The sequence below is a fragment of the Candidatus Poriferisodalis sp. genome (assembly GCF_965204125.1).
GTDB lineage: Bacteria > Actinomycetota > Acidimicrobiia > Acidimicrobiales > Poriferisodalaceae > Poriferisodalis.
Window position 1 is genome coordinate 1,465,846 of record NZ_OZ241968.1, and the last position, 17,177, is coordinate 1,483,022.

Consider the following 17,177-nt stretch of genomic DNA (forward strand, 5'->3'; position numbering starts at 1 on the left):
CTGGCAGCGGCATTGCTCCCGAGCCGGCACGCCAGCGGGACGCTGAGCGGTCGCCCACTACTCTGCGAATCTGGCTGGGCAGGATCGGGCCTCGCACGCGACGCTGGCACGATCCGTACTCGCACACCGGCAGCACGACGAGACAGGGGCACCGATGGCTGACACGAGCACCGAGGCGACGATCGAGGATTACTACGTCGAAGACCGTGTCTTCGAGCCCGCGGAGAACTTCCGCTCGGCGGCGCTGACCTCAGACCGGTCGCTGTACGATGAAGCAGCCGCCGACCGGCTGGCGTTCTGGGCTCGCCAGGCCCGCGAGCACGTCACCTGGTTCACCGACTTCCACACCGTGCTCGAATGGGACCTGCCGTTCGCGAGGTGGTTCCTGGGTGGCACGCTCAACGTGTCGTACAACTGCCTCGACCGTCACGTCGAGGCCGGCCGCGGCGACAAGGTGGCCTACTGGTGGGAGGGCGAGCCCGGCGACACCCGCACCATCACCTACGCCGACCTGCTCGACGAGGTGTGCCAGTTCGCCAACGTGCTGAAAGGCCTTGGCGTGCAGCGGGGCGACCGCGTGTGCATCTACATGCCGATGATCCCCGAGCTGCCGGTGGCGATGCTGGCGTGTGCCCGCATCGGCGCGGCCCACTCGGTGGTGTTCGGCGGGTTCTCGGCCGACTCGCTGTCGGACCGCATCGACGACGCATCCGCCAAGCTGCTCATCACCGCCGACGGCGGCTACCGGCGCGGCGAGCCGTTCGGTCTGAAGGACACCGCCGACGCCTCAGTCGAGGCAACCTCCACCATCGAGAACGTGGTGGTCGTGCGGCGAACCGGCCAGGACGTCGCCTGGAACGACAGCGTCGATCACTGGTACCACGACCTGATGGACGGCGCGTCGGCTGACTGCCCGCCTGAGCACATGGACTCTGAAGATCTGCTGTACCTGCTGTACACCTCGGGCACCACGGCCAAGCCCAAGGGCATCATGCACACCACCGGCGGCTACCTCACCCAGGTGGCCTTCACGCACCGCTACGTGTTCGACCTCAAGCCCGACGTTGACGTCTTCTGGTGTGCGGCCGACATCGGCTGGGTGACCGGCCACAGTTACATCGTGTACGGACCGCTCGCCAACGGCGCCTCGTCGGTGATGTACGAGGGCACGCCCGACACCCCGCGCCCCGAATTCCGCGACGGCGACCGGGCGAGCTGGCCCAAGGACCGGCTGTGGGACATCATCGAGCGCTACGGCGTGACCCAGCTCTACACCGCCCCCACTGCCATCCGCACGTTCATGAAATGGGGTGCGGGCGAGGTCGAGCGGCACGACCTGTCCAGCCTGCGGGTGCTCGGCACGGTCGGCGAGCCCATCAACCCCGAGGCCTGGATGTGGTACCACACCCACATCGGCGGGGGCACCTGCCCCATCGTGGACACGTGGTGGCAGACCGAGACCGGCGGCCACATGATCACCCCGCTGCCGGGCGTCACCACCACCAAGCCCGGCTCGGCCACCCATGCGCTGCCGGGCATCACGGTGGAGCTGGTGGACGACGCCGGCAACCCAGTCGAGCGGGGCGGCGGCTACCTGACCATCACCGAGCCATGGCCGTCGATGCTGCGCGGCATCTGGGGCGATCCCGAGCGCTACCGCGAGACCTACTGGAGCACGTACGAAGGCCGCTACTTCGCCGGCGACGGCGCCAAGCTCGACGACGACGGCTACCTGTGGCTGCTCGGCCGGGTCGACGACGTGATGAACGTGTCGGGCCACCGCATCTCCACCACCGAGGTGGAGTCGGCGCTGGTCGACCACCCGTCGGTAGCCGAGGCAGCGGTGGTGGGCGCCACCGACGCCACCACCGGCCAGGCCATCGTGGGCTACGTGATCCTGCGCGGCGGCCACGACGCCACCGACGAGCTGCGCGCCGAAGTGCGCCAGCACGTCGCGACCAAGCTCGGCGCTATCGCACGGCCCAAAGCGGTGGTGCTGGTGCCGGACCTGCCCAAGACCCGCTCAGGCAAGATCATGCGCCGCCTGCTGCGCGACGTGGCCGAAGGACGCCAGCTCGGCGACACCACCACACTGGCCGACGCCGGCGTGGTGGAGGAGATCCGCACCCGCGCAGCCGAAGCCCCCAGCGAAGACTGAGCTGGAAATGGTGAACGGTCCGAGGCACAGGCGAGCCTTTGCCGCGTCGGTTTCCGAGGGCGACTGGCCGGCGTACTGGTGGTGGCGGGATGGGCCGGTGCCGCCGGGCGACTGTGTAATCGTCGACATCGATGGCGTGCTGGCCGATGCCGCTCACCGCCAGCATCACCTCGACGGCCCGTGGCGCGACTGGGACTCGTTCTTCGCCGACGTGGGCGACGACGACGTGCTCGACGAGGTCTTCGAGCTGCTCGTTCTGCTGAATCCCGAGCTGGTGGTGGTGGCGCTCACCTCACGGCCGACGTGGGTGTCGGGCGCCACCCTCGACTGGCTCGTCAAGCACAAGGTCCGCTGGGACCTGCTCATCATGCGCCCGATGGGCGACTTCCAGCCGTCGCCGCTGTTCAAGGGCGAGCAGACCCAAGCGTTGCTGCAGTGCGGCTACACGCCGCGCCTTGCCATCGACGACGACATGCGCAATGTCCGCATGTACCGCGACCTCGACCTGCCCACGCTCTACATCGACAGCGGCTACCACCCCCACTAGCCCCGCCGTGATGACTCCGGACCTGACAGCATGAGCCGGTGACTCGCACAGCGCTGGTGATCGGGGGCACGGGGCCGACGGGGCCCGGTGTGGTGAACGGGCTGTTCGAGCGCGGGTACGACGTCACGGTCCTGCACACCGGGCGCCACGAGGTCGACACCCTCCCGCCCGAGTCCGAAGTGCCGCACATCCACACCAACCCGTTCCGCATCGCAGAGGTGGAAGAGGCCCTCGGCAACGCCACGTTCGATGTCGTCTATGCCATGTACGGCCGGCTGCGCGACCTGGCGCCGTTCTTCGTGGGCCGCTGCGGGCAGTTCATCGCCGTCGGCGGGATCCCCGTTTACAAGGGCTACGCACGTCCGGCGCAGAACTGGCCACGCGGCCTGCTCACCCCGCTGCGCGAGTCGGCCGACCGAGCGGTGAACGACGCCAACGACAAGGTGGCCAAGATCGTTGCCACCGAGGACGTGCTGTTCGAACACCACCCGAACGCCACTATCTTCCGCTACCCGCTCATCTACGGGCCCGGCCAGATCAACCCCCGCGAGTGGCTGATCGTTCGGCGCATCATCGACGGCCGCCGCCGGGTCATCGTGGCCGACGGCGGGTTGACGCTGCGCGCTGCGGCCTACGGCCCCAATGCCGGCCACGCCCTCACGCTGGCAGCGGATCATCCTGAGATGGCTGCCGGCAAGGCGTACAACATCAGCGACGAGCACACGCTGACAGCCCGCCAGACCATCGAGGTCATCGCGGCTGCGCTCGACGTCGAACTCGACATCGTGAGCCTCCCCGAGGAGCTCGCGACGCCGGCCCGCCCATTCCTCGGCGAGGAGAACTCGCTGCACCGGACGATGTCGCCCGACCTGATGATCGCCGAGCTCGGCTACCGCGACAAGGTCGGCGTGGTCGAGGCTGTCGGCATGACGGCCCGTTACCTGTACGACAACCCGGTCCGGCGCGGCAGCACGAAGGAGCGGCGCATGCAGGACCCCTTCGACTACGACGCCGAGGACGCCATCATCGAGGCGTACCGGTCCTCCATCGGCAAAGCCGCCGAGTTGGCCGCGGCCTACGATCCCGACTTCCGGGGCCGCTACAGCCCCGGCTCAGACGACTGGCGCCTGGTCGACGCCAAAAACTGACCACGCTGTCGCTGCCTCAGCCAGCCCTGGCACCGTCGCCGCGACGCCGACCCCGCGTCCGGCCAGCGGACCTGCGTCACTAGCCTGAACGCCGACCGCACAGCGTCCGAAATGAGGTGCTGCACAACGTGCGCAACACGGCCAAGACCACCGTTCTTCTGGCTGGCCTCGCTGGCCTGATCCTGTGGATCGGCAGCTTCTGGGGCCAAGGCGGCCTCACGATCGCCGTCGTCTTCGGCTTGGCCGTGGTGGGCGGCAGTTACTGGTTCAGCGACAAGCTCGCGATCCGTTCGGCCCGAGCTCAAGAGGTACAGCCGCACCAGCTTCCCGACTACTGGCGAATCATGCAGGAGCTGACCACGCTGTCGAATCTGCCGATGCCCCGGCTGTACGTCTCGCCCGACCCGCAGCCCAACGCCTTCGCCACCGGCCGCAATCCTCGCAACGCCGCCGTCTGTGTCACCGAGGGGCTCATCCGCAACCTCAGCTGGTACGAGATCCGTGGCGTGCTGGCCCACGAGATGGCACACATCCGCAACCGTGACATCCTCATCGGCTCGGTAGCTGCCGCGGTGGCCACGATCATCACGTTCGCAGCCCGCATGGCACAGTTCGCCTTGATCTTCGGCGGCGGCAGAGGTGACGGCGACCGGAACCCGTTCGGCGAGATCCTGCTCATCATCCTGGCGCCGATCGCCGCGTTGCTGCTGCAGATGGCCATCAGCCGCAGTCGCGAGTACCAGGCAGACCGCACTGCTGCCCGCCTGATCGGCGACGGCGAGCCGCTTGCCCGGGCGCTCGAGAAGCTCGACGTGGCCTCCAAGACCGTGCCGAGCCTGGCCGATCCGAATCAAGCCCAGATGTACATCGCAAACCCGCTGGCCAGCCGCCGGATGGGCTTCAAGGGGCTGTTCACGACGCACCCGCCGATGGAGGAGCGCATCCGCCGCCTGCGGGACGGCTCCTGGCAGGAATCGATCTAGCCCAGCGAGGCCGCCAAGCGCTGGCCGGCCCGCCGGTGCGACAGGCCGGTGTCAGTCGCGGAAGTTCTCGAACTGCAGGGGAACGTCGAAGTCGCCTTCCTTGAGCTCGGCGATGACGGCCTGCAAGTCGTCACGCTTCTTCGACATCACCCGAAGCTGATCGCCCTGGGTTTGCGATTGCACGCCCTTGATGCCGAGACCCTTGATGAACTTGTTGAGCTCGCGGGCCCGGTCCGACGAGATGCCGGCCTGCAGGGCAGCCGCCTGGCGCACTGAACCGCCCGAGGCCTCCTCGACGTTGCCGTAGTGGACGGCCTTCAGGCTGACCTGGCGGCGCACCAGCTTCTCCTCCAGCACCTGGCGCATCGCGGTGAGCCGATCCTCGGTGCTCGACCGCATGTTGATCGCACCCTCGCCCAGCTCCACAGCACTGCCCGTGTTGCGGAAGTCATAGCGGTTGGCGATCTCACGGGACGCCTGATCCACCGCGTTGCGGATCTCCTGCATGTCCACCTTGGAGACAACGTCAAATGAAGCCATGACCGCAACCTAGCGAGGAGCCGCGAAATTGTCGTTGTCAGCGTGGCCAGGTTGCTGCGATGGCGTAGCGCTTTAGGCTTTGCTGCTCATCTGGGTCGGTGCCCGAGCGGACAAAGGGAGCGGGCTGTAAACCCGTCGGCTACGCCTACGGAGGTTCGAATCCTCCCCGGCCCACCAGCGCGCAGCACACTGCCCCTCAACGGCCGGCGGAGTAGCCGCCGTCGATGGGGTAGAGGCTGCCGGTGATGTAGCTGGCCTCGTCGGAGGCCAGGAACGCCGCCAGCGCGGCCACCTCGTGGGGTTCGCCATAGCGCTGGGCCGGCAGGCGCTCGGCGAGCGTCTTGCGGATGTCGTCGGCGTTCTCGCCGCCGATGAATGTCTCGAGTGAGCGCATCATGCGCGTCTCGATCGGCGCCGGGCAGACGGCGTTCACTCGCACGCCCGACGTCGCCAGTTCCAGGGCCGCGGACTTGGTGAGCCCGGCTACGGCGTGCTTGCTGGCCGAGTACGGCGAGATGCCGCGAGATCCGAACAGCCCGGCAACCGATGCCGTGTTCACGATGGCCCCGCCGCCCCCGGCGATCATGGCCGGGACGGCGTACTTGATGCCCAGCCACACGCCGCGCACGTTGACCGCAATGACCCGGTCGAAGTCTGCTTCGGGGTAGTCGACCATCGGGTAGTAGGTGCCTTCGATGCCGGCGTTGTTGAACAGCACATCGACGCGGCCGAAGTTGTCCATGGCTGCCTGCACGTAGCCGGCGACCTCGTCCGATTTCGTCACATCAGCACCGACCGCCAGCGCTGTGCCGCCTGCCGATTCGGCCGCCGCCACCGCTGCGCCCAAATCAGTCGTGGCCAGATCCACCGCCACCACTGTCGCCCCCTCGGACGCGAACCGCTCGCACGCAGCCAACCCGATCCCGCCGGCCGCACCGGTCACAATCGCCACCCGCCCCGTAAACCTGTTCATCAGCCCTCCCGCAATTCCGGCCGACGACCCAAGAGCCAGCCAGCCGCACCAGCCGCTGACCGTACTTTCCCCACAGCCCGCCGTGCCCACCCAACACGACTACTTCTGGAAATAAAAATCATTGGAAAATATTGAAATTTATCGGATTAACTTTATGCTCGTCATGGCGCAGTAATTCGAGCAAATGCCGGAAGACACCTGACTGGAGGTTGATGTGGCGTATATATCTAGTCAGCAGACTAGTCTGTTATCAGAACAGTCCAGGTGGGAGGACGTCATGACCGAAATCTGGCAAGTGCAGGAGGCGAAGGCCCGGTTCAGTGAATTCCTTCAGCGCAGCCTGAGTGACGGGCCGCAGATTGTGACTTTGCGTGGAGTACCAACCGCTGTGCTGGTGCCGATCGAGGAGTGGGAACGACTGCGGCGGAGCGCTCGCCCGAACCTCAAGGACTGGCTGCTGGCGCCTCATGCTCGCACGGACGATTTGACACCGGTTCGGCGAGACTTGCGGCGGCGGCAGCCACCGAGCCTGAGCTGACGCTCATGTATCTGCTCGACACGAACGTCGTCTCCGAACTGCGCCGGACGCGTCCGCACCCGTCGGTTGTCGAATGGGTTCAGGGGATTCGTTCTGAAGAGATGTTCTTGTCAGCGGTCACCATCGGTGAGATCCAGGCCGGCATCGAAATCACCCGCGAGCAGGATCCGGCAAAGGCCGATGAACTCGAAGCTTGGCTGGAGGAGCGAGTGCTCGGCGGCTTCGACATTCTGTCGTTGGATGCCAGCGCCTGGCGCGAGTGGGCCCGGCTGATGCATCGCCGTTCAGACACGCTGCTGCAGGATGCAATGATCGCCGCCATCGCGAGAGTGCACAGGTTGACTGTCGTGACGAGGAACGTGCGCGACTTCGAATTGTTTGACGTGCCCGTGCTTGATCCGTTCAGCTAGCGCTAGTCGGCGTGGCTGCTGAGGATCATGCGGGTGGGGGAGTAGACCATCACGAGGCTGCCGTGCTGGTTGAACACCTCGTTGCGGGTGGTCACGATGCCGCGGTCACCGCGTGACGTGAGGCGGGCTGCGGTCACCTCGGCCACCACTTGGAGCGTGTCGCCGACGAACGTCGGGCCCTTCACCTCGACGGTCGCGCCGAGGTAGGCCACTCCGGTACCGGCGATGGCACCACCGCTGATCACCAGCCCCTCGGCCAGCGACATCACGAGGCTGCCCGGCACCAGCCGCCCGCTGTAGCCGGCGCGCTCGGCCGCAGTGGCATCCAGGAACAGGCCCTCGCCGAAGCCGAACTGGGTGGCGTACACCACCAGGTCTGTCTCGGTGATGGTCCGCCGGCTCGTGCTCCAGCGCTTGCCGACCGGCTGCTCGTCGAACGTCCAGCCCCGGTGCGGCCGGGGCGGCAGCGCCGGAATGACACCCGAATCGCCGCCGTCGCTGTGATCGTCGCTCATGTCGTGCAGTCTGGCAGTGCGGCCTCTGGCAATGCAGCGCTCCCATCGTGTTGACTTGACACTGTTCAGGCGACGTTGGCGACAGGGGACGGCGATGAGCGACACAGTTCTGGACCGGCCGGCACACGACATCGTCGACGACGAGACGATCGAGCGATTCCGTGCTGATGGCGTCGTCGCATTGCGCAACGTCGTCGACGACGAGTGGGTGGAGCGGCTGCGCGGCGGCGTCGCCGACGAGATGGCCAACCCGAGCCCCACCGCGCACAACTACGAATCCACCGGATTCTTCGGCTCGCTGGATCTGTGGCGCTTCCACCCGCTGTTCGAAGAGTTCGTCACGCAGTCCCGGCTCGGCGAGCTGGCGGCCGCCATGTTCGGCTCGCCCGTCGTGCGCATGTACTACGACCAGCTGTTCGTCAAGGAGCCCGGTTCCAGCCAGCCGGTGCCGTGGCACAACGACCAGCCGTACTGGCCGATCTCGGGCCGTCAGGTGATGTCGTTCTGGATCGCGCTCGACACCGTCGACGCCACCAACGGCAGGGTCGAGTACGTCCGTGGCTCGCACGCCTGGGACCGCTGGTTCCAGCCGCGCACCTTCGCCCCGACCAACGCCCACGACTACGAACGCAATCCCGACTACGAGCTCATGCCCGACATCGAGGCCGACCGGGACAGCTACGACATCATCTCGTTCGATCTCGAACCGGGTGACGCTGTCGCGTTCTGGGCGATGATCCTGCACGGCTCGCAGGGCAACGCGAACCGGGGCCGGGCGCGGCGCGGCTACGCCGCCCGCTACATCGGCACCGACGTCCGCTACGACCCTCGCATCGGCACCGCCCAAGCGCTGCACGTGGACGAGCTCGAGGCAGGCTCGACCATGGAACTGGACCGCTACCCGGTGGTCTGGCCCCGCTCAGCCTGAGCCATGCGGTCTCGGCGGCCGTCGGTCACAATGGCCGCATGGACGAAGCCACGAGCAGCGCATTGACACCATCTGACGAAGCGCTGGTACGCCGGCACGCCGGCGACGGCTACGAGATGATGGAGCCAATCATCGGCAGGGTCGCCGTGGCAGCCCCGTCGGACGATGTCTGGGCGGCCATCAGCCCGGCCGGCAATCTCACCGATATCCATCCGTTCTGCGAACGCAACGAGGTGAACGTGTGGGACGGCGCCCGCAGCCGCGACCACGTCTACTACTTCAGCGGCGTCCACTACCAGCGGGAGTTCTGCGATTGGTTCGACGGCACGGGCTACGACCTGGTGCTCGGCCCGCCGGGGGCTCGCACGGCGCTGGTGCGCTGGCGCATCACCCCCCAGGACACCGACGCCGGTGGCAGCGACTTCAGCATCAAGGTGGTCGCGCTGCTGCGCGACGATGTGCCTGCGGCCGAGCGGGAGCACTACGCCGAGCACATGATCCGCCGACCGCTGCCGTCATATCTCGACTCGGTGGTACGCGGCACCGGCTACTACGCGGAAACCGGCACGCCAGTCACGAAGAACCAGTTCGGCGCGCACCCCATCTACTCGCCGGCCGACTGAGCACGCTCCGGTCTCGCGCGCCGGCCCGACCGCTGCAACTTGGCTGACTGCTTACGAAGGATCTGACGTCCCCAGCAGTTCACGGGCCAGCTCCCGGGCCTGATCGAGCGAGTCCACCATCCGGTCCCGCGGCACGCGATCCAGCACGTCGAGCGCCTGCAGGCTCGTAGCGGGGGCGCCTTCGAGTCCGAGCAGGATGACCTCGGTGTCGCTGTCGGCGGCTGTCTCGAGCAGGTTCTCGACCACGAGCGCTGCGCTGTCGTCCATGTGCACGGTGTCGGTGAAGTCGATGATGACAACTTCGTGCTCGGCGATGTCCGCGCCCAAGATGTCGATAAGGCTCTTCGACGAGGCCACGGTGAAGGTGCCTCGCAATGCCACCAAGCCGACCCGTGCAGAGAAACCGCCAGCATCGGCCCCGTCTGCCCCTTCGGCGAGGAAGCTCTGGTCGAGCAGCGGCACCGACACCACGCTGTCGAGCTGCAGTCGTTCGAACTGGCGCGCTGCAGACATGGCCGCCACGATCAAGCCGATCGCTACCGCGGTGATGAGGTCGAGCACCACCGTCAGCACCATCGTGATGCCCATGATCATCAGGTGCTCGCGTTGCACCCGGTGCATCCGCTTCAAGAAGCGCCAATCCACGATGTCCCAGCCGACCTTCAGCAGGATTCCGGCCAGCGCCGCGAGCGGCACTGCCTCCACATAGCTCCCCGCGCCCAGCACCAAAGCCAGCAGCACCAGCGCGCGCAGCGCACCTGAAACCCGGGTGCTGCCGCCGGCGCGGATGTTCACCACCGTGCCCACGGTGGCCCCAGCGCCGGGCAGCCCGCCCACCAGGCCAGCGGCGATATTGCCCAGTCCCTGGCCGATGAGCTCCTGGTTCGGGTTGTGCCTCGTCCGGGTCATCGAGTCGGCGATCAGCGAGGTGAGCAGGCTGTCGACCGCTCCCAAGAGGGCCAGCGTGATGGCGGGCTGCACAGCGCCGGCCAGGACTCCGAGCGACAGGACGGGCTCTTCGAAGCCGGGCAGCCCGGTGGGCACCTCGCCGATGTCGGGGGCGTCGCCCAAGAACAGCACCCCCATCAGGGTCCCGACGGCGAGCGCGGCGAGCGTCGCCGGGAACCAGCGATGCAGCCGGGCCGGCCAGAAGATGCAGACCCCCAGGCTCACTGCGGCAATCGCCACCGCACTCGCATTCAGGTTCAAGATGGCGTCGGGCCAGGCGCGCATCACATCGAGCGGTCCACCGCCAGATGCTTCGACGCCCAGTGCGGGAAGCGTCTGCAGGATGATGATGATGATTCCCACGCCCGACATGAACCCCGAGATCACTGAGTAGGGCGTGTAGGAGACGAAACGGCCGAATCGCAGAACGCCGAGCAGCGCTTGGATGACCCCGGCCATCACCACCACCGTGAGCGCCTCCTGGAGCGTCGATGCATGGTCGGTGATGACGACCGCCATGGCCACGGCCATCGGTCCGGTGGGACCGGAGATCTGCGAACGCGTGCCGCCGAAGACCGCTGCGAAGAACCCCAGTGCGATCGCGCCGTACAAACCCGCCATGGCCCCGAGCCCGGATGCCACGCCGAAGGCCAGCGCGACGGGCAGGCCCACCACGGCGGTGGTGACCCCGCCGAAGATGTCGCCGCGCAGCGTATGAAGGTCGTATCGCTGAGATTGCATCAGCCGCCCCCCGCAGGACACTAAGCGAAACAGCGGCCTGACCACTAGGTTCGGCCGGCATGGGTGAGTTTTGTTATGCGGAACGCGACGGGCACCTGTTTGTCGTGACGATCAACCGGCCGGAGCGGATGAATGCGCTGCACCCGCCGGGCAATGCCGAGATGTCGGACCTGTTCGACGAATTCCAGAACGATCCGGAGCTATGGGTCGCGATCGTGACCGGAGAAGGCGACCGTGCCTTCTCGGCGGGCAACGACCTGCGGTACCAGGCCGAGGGCGGCGATCGGTCGGCGATGCCGTCGTCAGGCTTTGGCGGCCTGACGTCACGCTGGGATCTCGACAAGCCCGTCATAGCGGCGGTGAACGGCGTGGCGATGGGCGGCGGATTCGAGATCGCGTTGGCCTGCGACATCATCGTGGCATCGGAGAATGCGCTGCTCGCGCTGCCTGAGCCCAAGGTGGGGCTCGCCGCGCTGGCGGGCGGCGTCCATCGCCTGCCGCGCCACATCGGGTTGAAGCGCGCGATGAGCATGATGCTGACCGGCCGCCACGTGCCCGCTGCCGAAGCCAAGGAGATGGGCATCGCGGCCGAGGTGGTCCCCCAGGGCGAGGCGCTCGCATGTGCTCGCCGCTGGGCCGAAATGGTGCTGGAGTGCTCGCCGATGTCGATCCGGGCCACCAAGCAGGCCGCCATGGCTGGTCTCAACGAGGCCAGCGTTCAGGCTGCACATGAAGGTCGCTACGAGGCAGTGCGCGCCATGAACAACAGCGCCGACTACATCGAAGGCCCGCGGGCATTCTCCGAGAAGCGCCCGCCCCAATGGCAGGGCCGCTAGCTCGCCCGTGCTGTGCAAGAAAAGTCACTGCGAACGAGCAAGGGCACCGCGTTACGTTCCTGAGTCTGCACGTCGGGATCGGTTCGGGTTCTCCCGCGGGCGACCGAAACGTCGGCTTCGACCACGAGAATTCTCACCGGACGAAGTGGCGCATGACGCCATCCGCGCGTCGTTTCCGCAGTTGTGCGACCATCATGTTCAAATGACAAGGGTGAGATTTAAGGACCCTGTCGCAGACCCGCAGGAGGTTCGTCGGTGCATAGCGAAATGGAACTACTGCCGGACCCGATGATCCGGCCGCCAGATGAAGGTTCGCAGCGAGCCTCGATCTACGAGCGAGTCATGGCCGACGACCAATCGCGTCACGCCTACTTCAACACCACTCGTGGCGTGCTTGTCGGCAACCCGGAACATGAGGAGACCCAGCGACTGCGCAGAGATCTGAACGATCGGTTCGTACCACACCTGTTCTCTTCGGACCGGACACTGCCGCAGCCCGTCTTCTACTCGGATGGGATCGTTGGGATCGGCAGCAAGGAAATCACCGCTTGGGCCTGCCAACGGGTGAACTAGCAGGAAACGGTCCGCAACCGCGTCGCAGCGCAGTCACTGGAGCCTCCAGTCCCTATGGAGCGACCCGGAGTGGTCATCGTGTGCGCGGCGTCCGGATCGAGGCTCTCCGCGATCGCTCAGCAAATGCGCGATCCTCAGCACCCAGGTGCGGTACGAGATCTCGAATCGGAACTCTGTGAGTCCTATCGCGGGCATCAGAGCCATGTCGAGTTAGGACTGCAGTCCGATGAGCTTCCGACGATGTGGCATGTCGTACGGCGACCGCGCGAAGAGCTCTATGAGGCCTGGAAGGAGTCCTTCGCGTCAAGCTTACGAGGGTGCGCGCGTGAGGCTGGCGCATCAGCTCGGTTGCTCGTCATGCATCTGAGTTGGTATCAACCCTCAACGAGCGAGTTCTTCTCGCCGGTTTCTGTGAGTCATGTTCAAGAAATCATCCAGAGCGAAGGCTGCGATGTCACCGGTGTCGTCATCCTGATCGACGATATCTACGACATGCTGGCACGCTTGCAGGGTGACGACGACATCTACAGAGATAATGCGATCGATAGCAGAGCAGCTCGGCTGCGCGGACTTCACTACGGAGCCGACGAGACTGCATTGGCGAAGAAGCGCGCACGCCTGGAAGCGCTTGAGAGCGCGTTGATGCACTTGGTGTCGTGGCGTCAGCACGAGATTCTTCAAGCTGAATCCATCGCCCGCGAACTCGCCGCGGACTTCACGGTATTTGGCATCAAGCATTCGCGTGCCGCCTTTGAGCATCTGACGAAGCCAGTGGCCGTGCCGCGCACGTACCTTTCTCACAGAATCTCGGAAGTACGTCGCATGAACAAGGCGATGAACGATCTTCCGACCTCGTTAGGCGAGTGGAGCGCTGTCGTCGACGAGGTCAACAGACTCCATATGGAGTTCGCACAGCACGGCCAGGTGCTGATCAATCCCACGGCGATCGATGAACTCCGATTCGCGGGCCCGGATGATGACGGCAGATTCAGCCCGTACTTGGCGAGGCGCTGGAACATTCCAGAACCTCACGCTGAACTCCTGTGGACCGCTCCTGACAGCGGCTATGAGCACACGAATCTGCTGGCTGACGGTATCGAAGTGCCGGATGTCACGGCTTCGTCGGTAGCCCGTGCGCTCTCAGGCCGCGTTTACTTCGATGTCGCCTTTCGAGACCATGTCATTGTCGAGCACACTGCTGGCTTGTGCGTCTACCGCCCCTTTTTTCAGGACGAGCAGCTTCATGAATCCGGCCCGAAGAGTGGTGAGCCGCGGGGCGCCAACTGGTCAGGAGGCGTCAAGCCCGAGATCACGCATTGGTACCGGAAGGGGGCGAGTGGGAGCGGTCCACGACGTCGCCTTGCATTCGTGCACACGAGAGCGGAGGTTCGTTCGCGCATTGCGTGGATCTGCGATGAGGGCGCAGGCGATGTGGCAGAAGTGGTCTTGAACCACTTGCCTGATTTGCTTGCCGACCGCGGTATCGACACGGGCAAGGCAGAAACGCTGTGCATGCGCATTCGAGTTGCCCGCGCCAGCGTTGCCGAAGGCTCGCATCTTGAACAGGATCCCGTGAGCACGTCCGTTCAGCTCGACGAGGTGCTGGTAGATGACACCGGCGATTACGACCACCTGATTCATGCACTCGAAACCGCTTACCAGTTGGCGATGCACGATTCATTCACGATGTTGCCGCGGCCGTCAATGGACGAGCACGGCGAGACGATCTTCGACGTCTTGATGCTGCTGGGCCATGAGAGACCTGAGGGTGACCGGCTCCTCGAAGATCTCCCGGATGTCGCACTGACGCTATGCAAGTTCTTCCGAGGCGACTACAGCACAACGGACTTGGTGGAGAGTCACAAGCCGTTCTGGCGTGTCCACGGCGAACAGTTCGAGCAGGTCGCAGGCATGGATCCCATCGAGTTCTGCTGCCAGCTGCTCAAGTTGCCCTATGACTATCTGAAGGAGAAGTCGCAATACCTGAAGGAGAGGTAGGACCGGGGAGTACGCCATAGGCATCCGCCCAGCGGCGGTGCCACTAGCGCGTGCTGCTGAAGCACCGACGCGTCAACGTGCTGATGCGCCCGAGACTCGTTCCACTGAGACAACTCAGTCCTAGCCGTGCCCCCGGGCGGTGCCGGCCAGCGGCACCGTGCGCCGGGCGCCGGCGTACCATCGCCGCGGCTTCCACCGTGACGGCGGCCGGGTCTGCGGGTTCCAGATTCGGCACGTGCGACTTGCCGTTCGACCGCGGCGATCTTCTTCACTTCGCGGCAGTGGGCAGCTCGCCGCCGCGGCGCCCACACGGAGCAAGTTCGTCTTGGTTGAGTCCAGTTCGTGTGGGTTTTCTTGATCGGTGTCCTGTGCCGAGTGACCTAGGTGCGTTACCATCGCCGCGGCTTCCACCGTGACGGCGGCCGGGTCTGCGGGTTCCAGATTCGGCACGTGCGACTTGCCGTTCGACCGCGGCGATCTTCTTCACTTCGCGGCAGTGGGCAGCTCGCCGCCGCGGCGCCCACACGGAGCAAGTTCGTCTTGGTTGAGTCCAGTTCGTGTGGGTTTTCTTGATCGGTGTCCTGTGCCGAGTGACCTAGGTGCGATGTTGTTGCCAAACCTTGATCTCGTTGCGAAGCCACATCTTGCATCGGCCGCGTCCGAGATCGACGACCGGTCTAGGCATGTCCGGGTACCGGCGCTGATACAGCGACACAGTGTTCGGCTGCGCGAGGCCCAGTAGATCGGCGACCCCTCGCGCGTCGATGAGTTCGGCAAGATCGACGACACGGTTCGCCATCGCCGCGAGCCTATAAGTGTTGACATGCTTGCGGTGACGATGCTAGCCTATGCTTGTATACACAAGATGGCTTAAGCGGCCCCAGCGGTGCGCCAACACCCTGGGGCCTGGCCCGAACCTGGAATGGAGGTTCCGACATGCACCAGCCTAGGCGTCCACGCTCCCTTGGTATCCGGCTACTTGAGACTCGTAGCAGGGCTCTTGGCCCACGAACAGTTATGGCCGTTCGGTCTCCACCCGGGCCGTTCGGCCTCCACCCGAGGGTCACACCGAACCGCAACGCAGCCAGTTTCCGGTCGGAGGTGTCCGCCTCTTGTCACACCCGCGGGTTACCTTCAGTAACGACACCGATGAGGGAAGGGGAAGCCAGCCGATGACAGATGCAAGCGCCGTTCGCTCCGCCCTCGGTGAGCCCTACTACGAGACGGACGGGATCTTGTTGTATCAGGGCGACTGCATAGATCTTCTTGCCGCGCTGCCTGACGAGAGCATTGACCTGACGGTGACGTCGCCGCCCTACAACATCGGGAAGGAGTACGAGCGGCCTCTCGCACTGGAGGACTATCTCGAATGGTGCGGCAAGTGGATGGCCGAGGTTTATTCGGTCACGCGAACGACAGGCGCGTTTTGGCTGAACCTCGGATACGTGCCGGTGGAGGGCCGAGGCAAGGCGGTCCCCCTCCCTTACTTGCTCTGGAATGCCTCCCCGTTCTTCTTCCTCCAAGAGGTCGTTTGGCACTATGGCGCCGGTGTCTCTGCACGCCGATCATTGTCGCCTCGAAACGAGAAGTTTCTCTGGTACGTAAAAGACCCCTCAAATTACACGTTCAATCTGGATGCCATCCGCGATCCCAATGTGAAGTATCCCAATCAGAAGAAGAACGGGAAGCTCAAGTGCAATCCTCTCGGGAAGAACCCAACCGATGTGTGGTCCATTCCCAAGGTCACTTCTGGACGTAACCGCAGTAGCACGGAGCGGACACCGCACCCGGCACAGTTTCCCGAGGCAGTCATCGAGCGCGTCGTGAAGGGTTCTAGCAATCCTGGCGACCTAATTCTTGATCCCTTCGTTGGTAGTGGCACTCTGACGCTCGTGGCCCATCGCCTAGATCGGTTAGCGGTGGGCTTTGATGTTCGGAGTGATTATCTGGACATCGCGGTGTCGCGCATCGAGCAGTCACAATCCGCCGGAACCAAGCTCTCGCTGGAGTTGTTCTAGATACTCCGACGTTCTTCGTAGACGGTGAGAAGCTGCAAGTTCTCGACGATGGGTGGGAGGGATGCCTGCTGGCCTGATGCCTCCTCTTGCGAGTGCCAGTCGGAGTGATCGAGCCAACCAAAACGGATGAGCCGGATACTGGGCAGGCCGTCAGCATCATCCCACCGCTCGAAGTTCACCGCGAGGTAGTAGCCAGATTTGTCTTTTTTGACGCGCGTGTGGTTCTGCTGTCCGTAACTGCGATTTGCAAAAATTTGGTTTGAACTCGAACTCGTCTTCAGTTCAACTGACATCGAGTCGTTAGTCACGTAGACGAGGTCCTTCTCGTCGGCACTCGCATCTCGACGCCACAATCCAGGGAAGCGGTGCTCGAACTCGAGCGGCACTAGTTCGTGGAGTAGGAACCCGAGTATCTGCGGTCTCGGAAAGATGTGTGTACCGATTCTGAACCCACTGCCGAGAGAGGATTGAAAAATCGAGGCCCACGAGCTGAGCACGACAGCGACTAAGTCATCGAGGTTCGCCGGATGATGTTCAATCAACTCCAGAGTCTTCGCAGCCCACGCGTTCTGATCAAGCCCGAAGTAGGGGGAGGCACGTGGCTTCGTACGGGGTTGGCGCGACTGCCTGGTAACTCTCCGTTGGCCCGGCTGTGGTTGCGACTCCAATCTGACCTCCTAAGGGTTCGCTTCAGCGGGCT

At 64.8% G+C, this 17,177-nt stretch carries 18 protein-coding genes and 1 tRNA gene; 13 read left to right on the top strand and 6 right to left on the bottom strand.

The genetic code is table 11. The features are described from left to right. The first annotated feature begins 154 nt into the window (after positions 1 to 154). The 4 genes from acs to ACOGXD_RS06950 all read left to right on the top strand — a co-directional run bounded on the left by acs (position 155) and on the right by ACOGXD_RS06950 (position 4,836). A complete protein-coding gene (gene acs, locus ACOGXD_RS06935) occupies positions 155 to 2,158 on the top strand; it encodes an acetate--CoA ligase (RefSeq protein ID WP_419917143.1) in 2,004 nt (667 codons plus the stop codon). Positions 2,159 to 2,168: 10 nt separating this feature from the next. Then, positions 2,169 to 2,705, top strand: a complete 537-nt coding sequence (locus ACOGXD_RS06940) for a hypothetical protein (RefSeq protein ID WP_419917144.1) — start codon at positions 2,169 to 2,171, stop codon at positions 2,703 to 2,705. Between the two features lie 38 nt (positions 2,706 to 2,743). Continuing rightward, positions 2,744 to 3,853 (top strand): hypothetical protein, encoded by a 1,110-nt coding sequence (locus tag ACOGXD_RS06945; protein WP_419917145.1) that lies wholly within the window; start codon positions 2,744 to 2,746, stop codon positions 3,851 to 3,853. A 119-nt stretch (positions 3,854 to 3,972) separates the two neighbouring features. Continuing rightward, positions 3,973 to 4,836: a zinc metalloprotease HtpX gene (locus ACOGXD_RS06950; RefSeq protein WP_419917370.1), complete on the top strand. Its 864-nt coding sequence runs from the start codon at positions 3,973 to 3,975 to the stop codon at positions 4,834 to 4,836. 51 nt (positions 4,837 to 4,887) lie between these two features. Here the strand turns inward: ACOGXD_RS06950 and ACOGXD_RS06955 are convergent, their stop codons facing one another. Then, positions 4,888 to 5,376, bottom strand: coding sequence for a YajQ family cyclic di-GMP-binding protein (locus ACOGXD_RS06955; protein WP_419917146.1), 489 nt, complete (start codon positions 5,374 to 5,376; stop codon positions 4,888 to 4,890). A 92-nt stretch (positions 5,377 to 5,468) separates the two neighbouring features. Here ACOGXD_RS06955 and ACOGXD_RS06960 point away from each other — a divergent pair. Then, a tRNA-Tyr gene (locus ACOGXD_RS06960) sits at positions 5,469 to 5,553 on the top strand. A gap of 19 nt (positions 5,554 to 5,572) precedes the next feature. Here ACOGXD_RS06960 and ACOGXD_RS06965 read toward each other — a convergent pair. After that, positions 5,573 to 6,349 carry an SDR family NAD(P)-dependent oxidoreductase gene (locus ACOGXD_RS06965; protein WP_419917147.1) on the bottom strand — a complete coding sequence of 259 codons (777 nt, stop codon included), beginning with the start codon at positions 6,347 to 6,349 and terminating at the stop codon, positions 5,573 to 5,575. Positions 6,350 to 6,626: 277 nt separating this feature from the next. On the opposite strand from ACOGXD_RS06965, the gene ACOGXD_RS06970 reads away from it, so the two are divergent. Both ACOGXD_RS06970 and ACOGXD_RS06975 read left to right on the top strand, forming a co-directional pair. Next, positions 6,627 to 6,887, top strand: a complete 261-nt coding sequence (locus ACOGXD_RS06970) for a type II toxin-antitoxin system Phd/YefM family antitoxin (RefSeq protein ID WP_419917148.1) — start codon at positions 6,627 to 6,629, stop codon at positions 6,885 to 6,887. A gap of 5 nt (positions 6,888 to 6,892) precedes the next feature. After that, complete coding sequence (locus tag ACOGXD_RS06975) at positions 6,893 to 7,297, top strand: type II toxin-antitoxin system VapC family toxin (RefSeq protein WP_419917149.1); 405 nt, start codon at positions 6,893 to 6,895, stop codon at positions 7,295 to 7,297. A gap of 2 nt (positions 7,298 to 7,299) precedes the next feature. On the opposite strand, the gene ACOGXD_RS06980 is transcribed toward ACOGXD_RS06975, so the two are convergent. Continuing rightward, complete coding sequence (locus ACOGXD_RS06980; protein WP_419917150.1) at positions 7,300 to 7,812, bottom strand: MaoC family dehydratase; 513 nt, start codon at positions 7,810 to 7,812, stop codon at positions 7,300 to 7,302. A 94-nt stretch (positions 7,813 to 7,906) separates the two neighbouring features. Between ACOGXD_RS06980 and ACOGXD_RS06985 the strand changes: the two genes are divergently transcribed. Both ACOGXD_RS06985 and ACOGXD_RS06990 read left to right on the top strand, forming a co-directional pair. Continuing rightward, positions 7,907 to 8,740, top strand: a complete 834-nt coding sequence (locus tag ACOGXD_RS06985) for a phytanoyl-CoA dioxygenase family protein (RefSeq protein WP_419917151.1) — start codon at positions 7,907 to 7,909, stop codon at positions 8,738 to 8,740. A 38-nt stretch (positions 8,741 to 8,778) separates the two neighbouring features. After that, positions 8,779 to 9,363: a hypothetical protein gene (locus ACOGXD_RS06990; RefSeq protein ID WP_419917152.1), complete on the top strand. Its 585-nt coding sequence runs from the start codon at positions 8,779 to 8,781 to the stop codon at positions 9,361 to 9,363. A gap of 51 nt (positions 9,364 to 9,414) precedes the next feature. Here the strand turns inward: ACOGXD_RS06990 and ACOGXD_RS06995 are convergent, their stop codons facing one another. Beyond that, positions 9,415 to 11,052, bottom strand: coding sequence for a SulP family inorganic anion transporter (locus tag ACOGXD_RS06995; protein WP_419917153.1), 1,638 nt, complete (start codon positions 11,050 to 11,052; stop codon positions 9,415 to 9,417). Positions 11,053 to 11,111: 59 nt separating this feature from the next. On the opposite strand from ACOGXD_RS06995, the gene ACOGXD_RS07000 reads away from it, so the two are divergent. From ACOGXD_RS07000 to ACOGXD_RS07010, 3 genes are all read left to right on the top strand, one after another. Further along, positions 11,112 to 11,888 (top strand): enoyl-CoA hydratase-related protein, encoded by a 777-nt coding sequence (locus ACOGXD_RS07000; protein WP_419917154.1) that lies wholly within the window; start codon positions 11,112 to 11,114, stop codon positions 11,886 to 11,888. Positions 11,889 to 12,230: 342 nt separating this feature from the next. Next, entirely contained in the window at positions 12,231 to 12,461 is a 231-nt protein-coding gene (locus ACOGXD_RS07005) for a hypothetical protein (protein WP_419917155.1), read from the top strand. A gap of 54 nt (positions 12,462 to 12,515) precedes the next feature. Continuing rightward, the gene (locus ACOGXD_RS07010; RefSeq protein WP_419917156.1) at positions 12,516 to 14,459 is read left to right on the top strand and encodes a hypothetical protein; all 1,944 of its coding nucleotides are present in this window, start codon (positions 12,516 to 12,518) and stop codon (positions 14,457 to 14,459) included. A gap of 595 nt (positions 14,460 to 15,054) precedes the next feature. Here ACOGXD_RS07010 and ACOGXD_RS07015 read toward each other — a convergent pair. After that, positions 15,055 to 15,258 carry a hypothetical protein gene (locus ACOGXD_RS07015; RefSeq protein ID WP_419917157.1) on the bottom strand — a complete coding sequence of 68 codons (204 nt, stop codon included), beginning with the start codon at positions 15,256 to 15,258 and terminating at the stop codon, positions 15,055 to 15,057. Between the two features lie 373 nt (positions 15,259 to 15,631). Between ACOGXD_RS07015 and ACOGXD_RS07020 the strand changes: the two genes are divergently transcribed. Continuing rightward, positions 15,632 to 16,477 carry a DNA-methyltransferase gene (locus ACOGXD_RS07020; RefSeq protein ID WP_419917158.1) on the top strand — a complete coding sequence of 282 codons (846 nt, stop codon included), beginning with the start codon at positions 15,632 to 15,634 and terminating at the stop codon, positions 16,475 to 16,477. On the opposite strand, the gene ACOGXD_RS07025 is transcribed toward ACOGXD_RS07020, so the two are convergent. Then, positions 16,474 to 17,145, bottom strand: a complete 672-nt coding sequence (locus ACOGXD_RS07025) for a ScaI family restriction endonuclease (protein WP_419917159.1) — start codon at positions 17,143 to 17,145, stop codon at positions 16,474 to 16,476. The two genes, ACOGXD_RS07020 and ACOGXD_RS07025, sit on opposite strands and share 4 nt — an antisense overlap. Between the last annotated feature and the right edge of the window lie 32 nt (positions 17,146 to 17,177).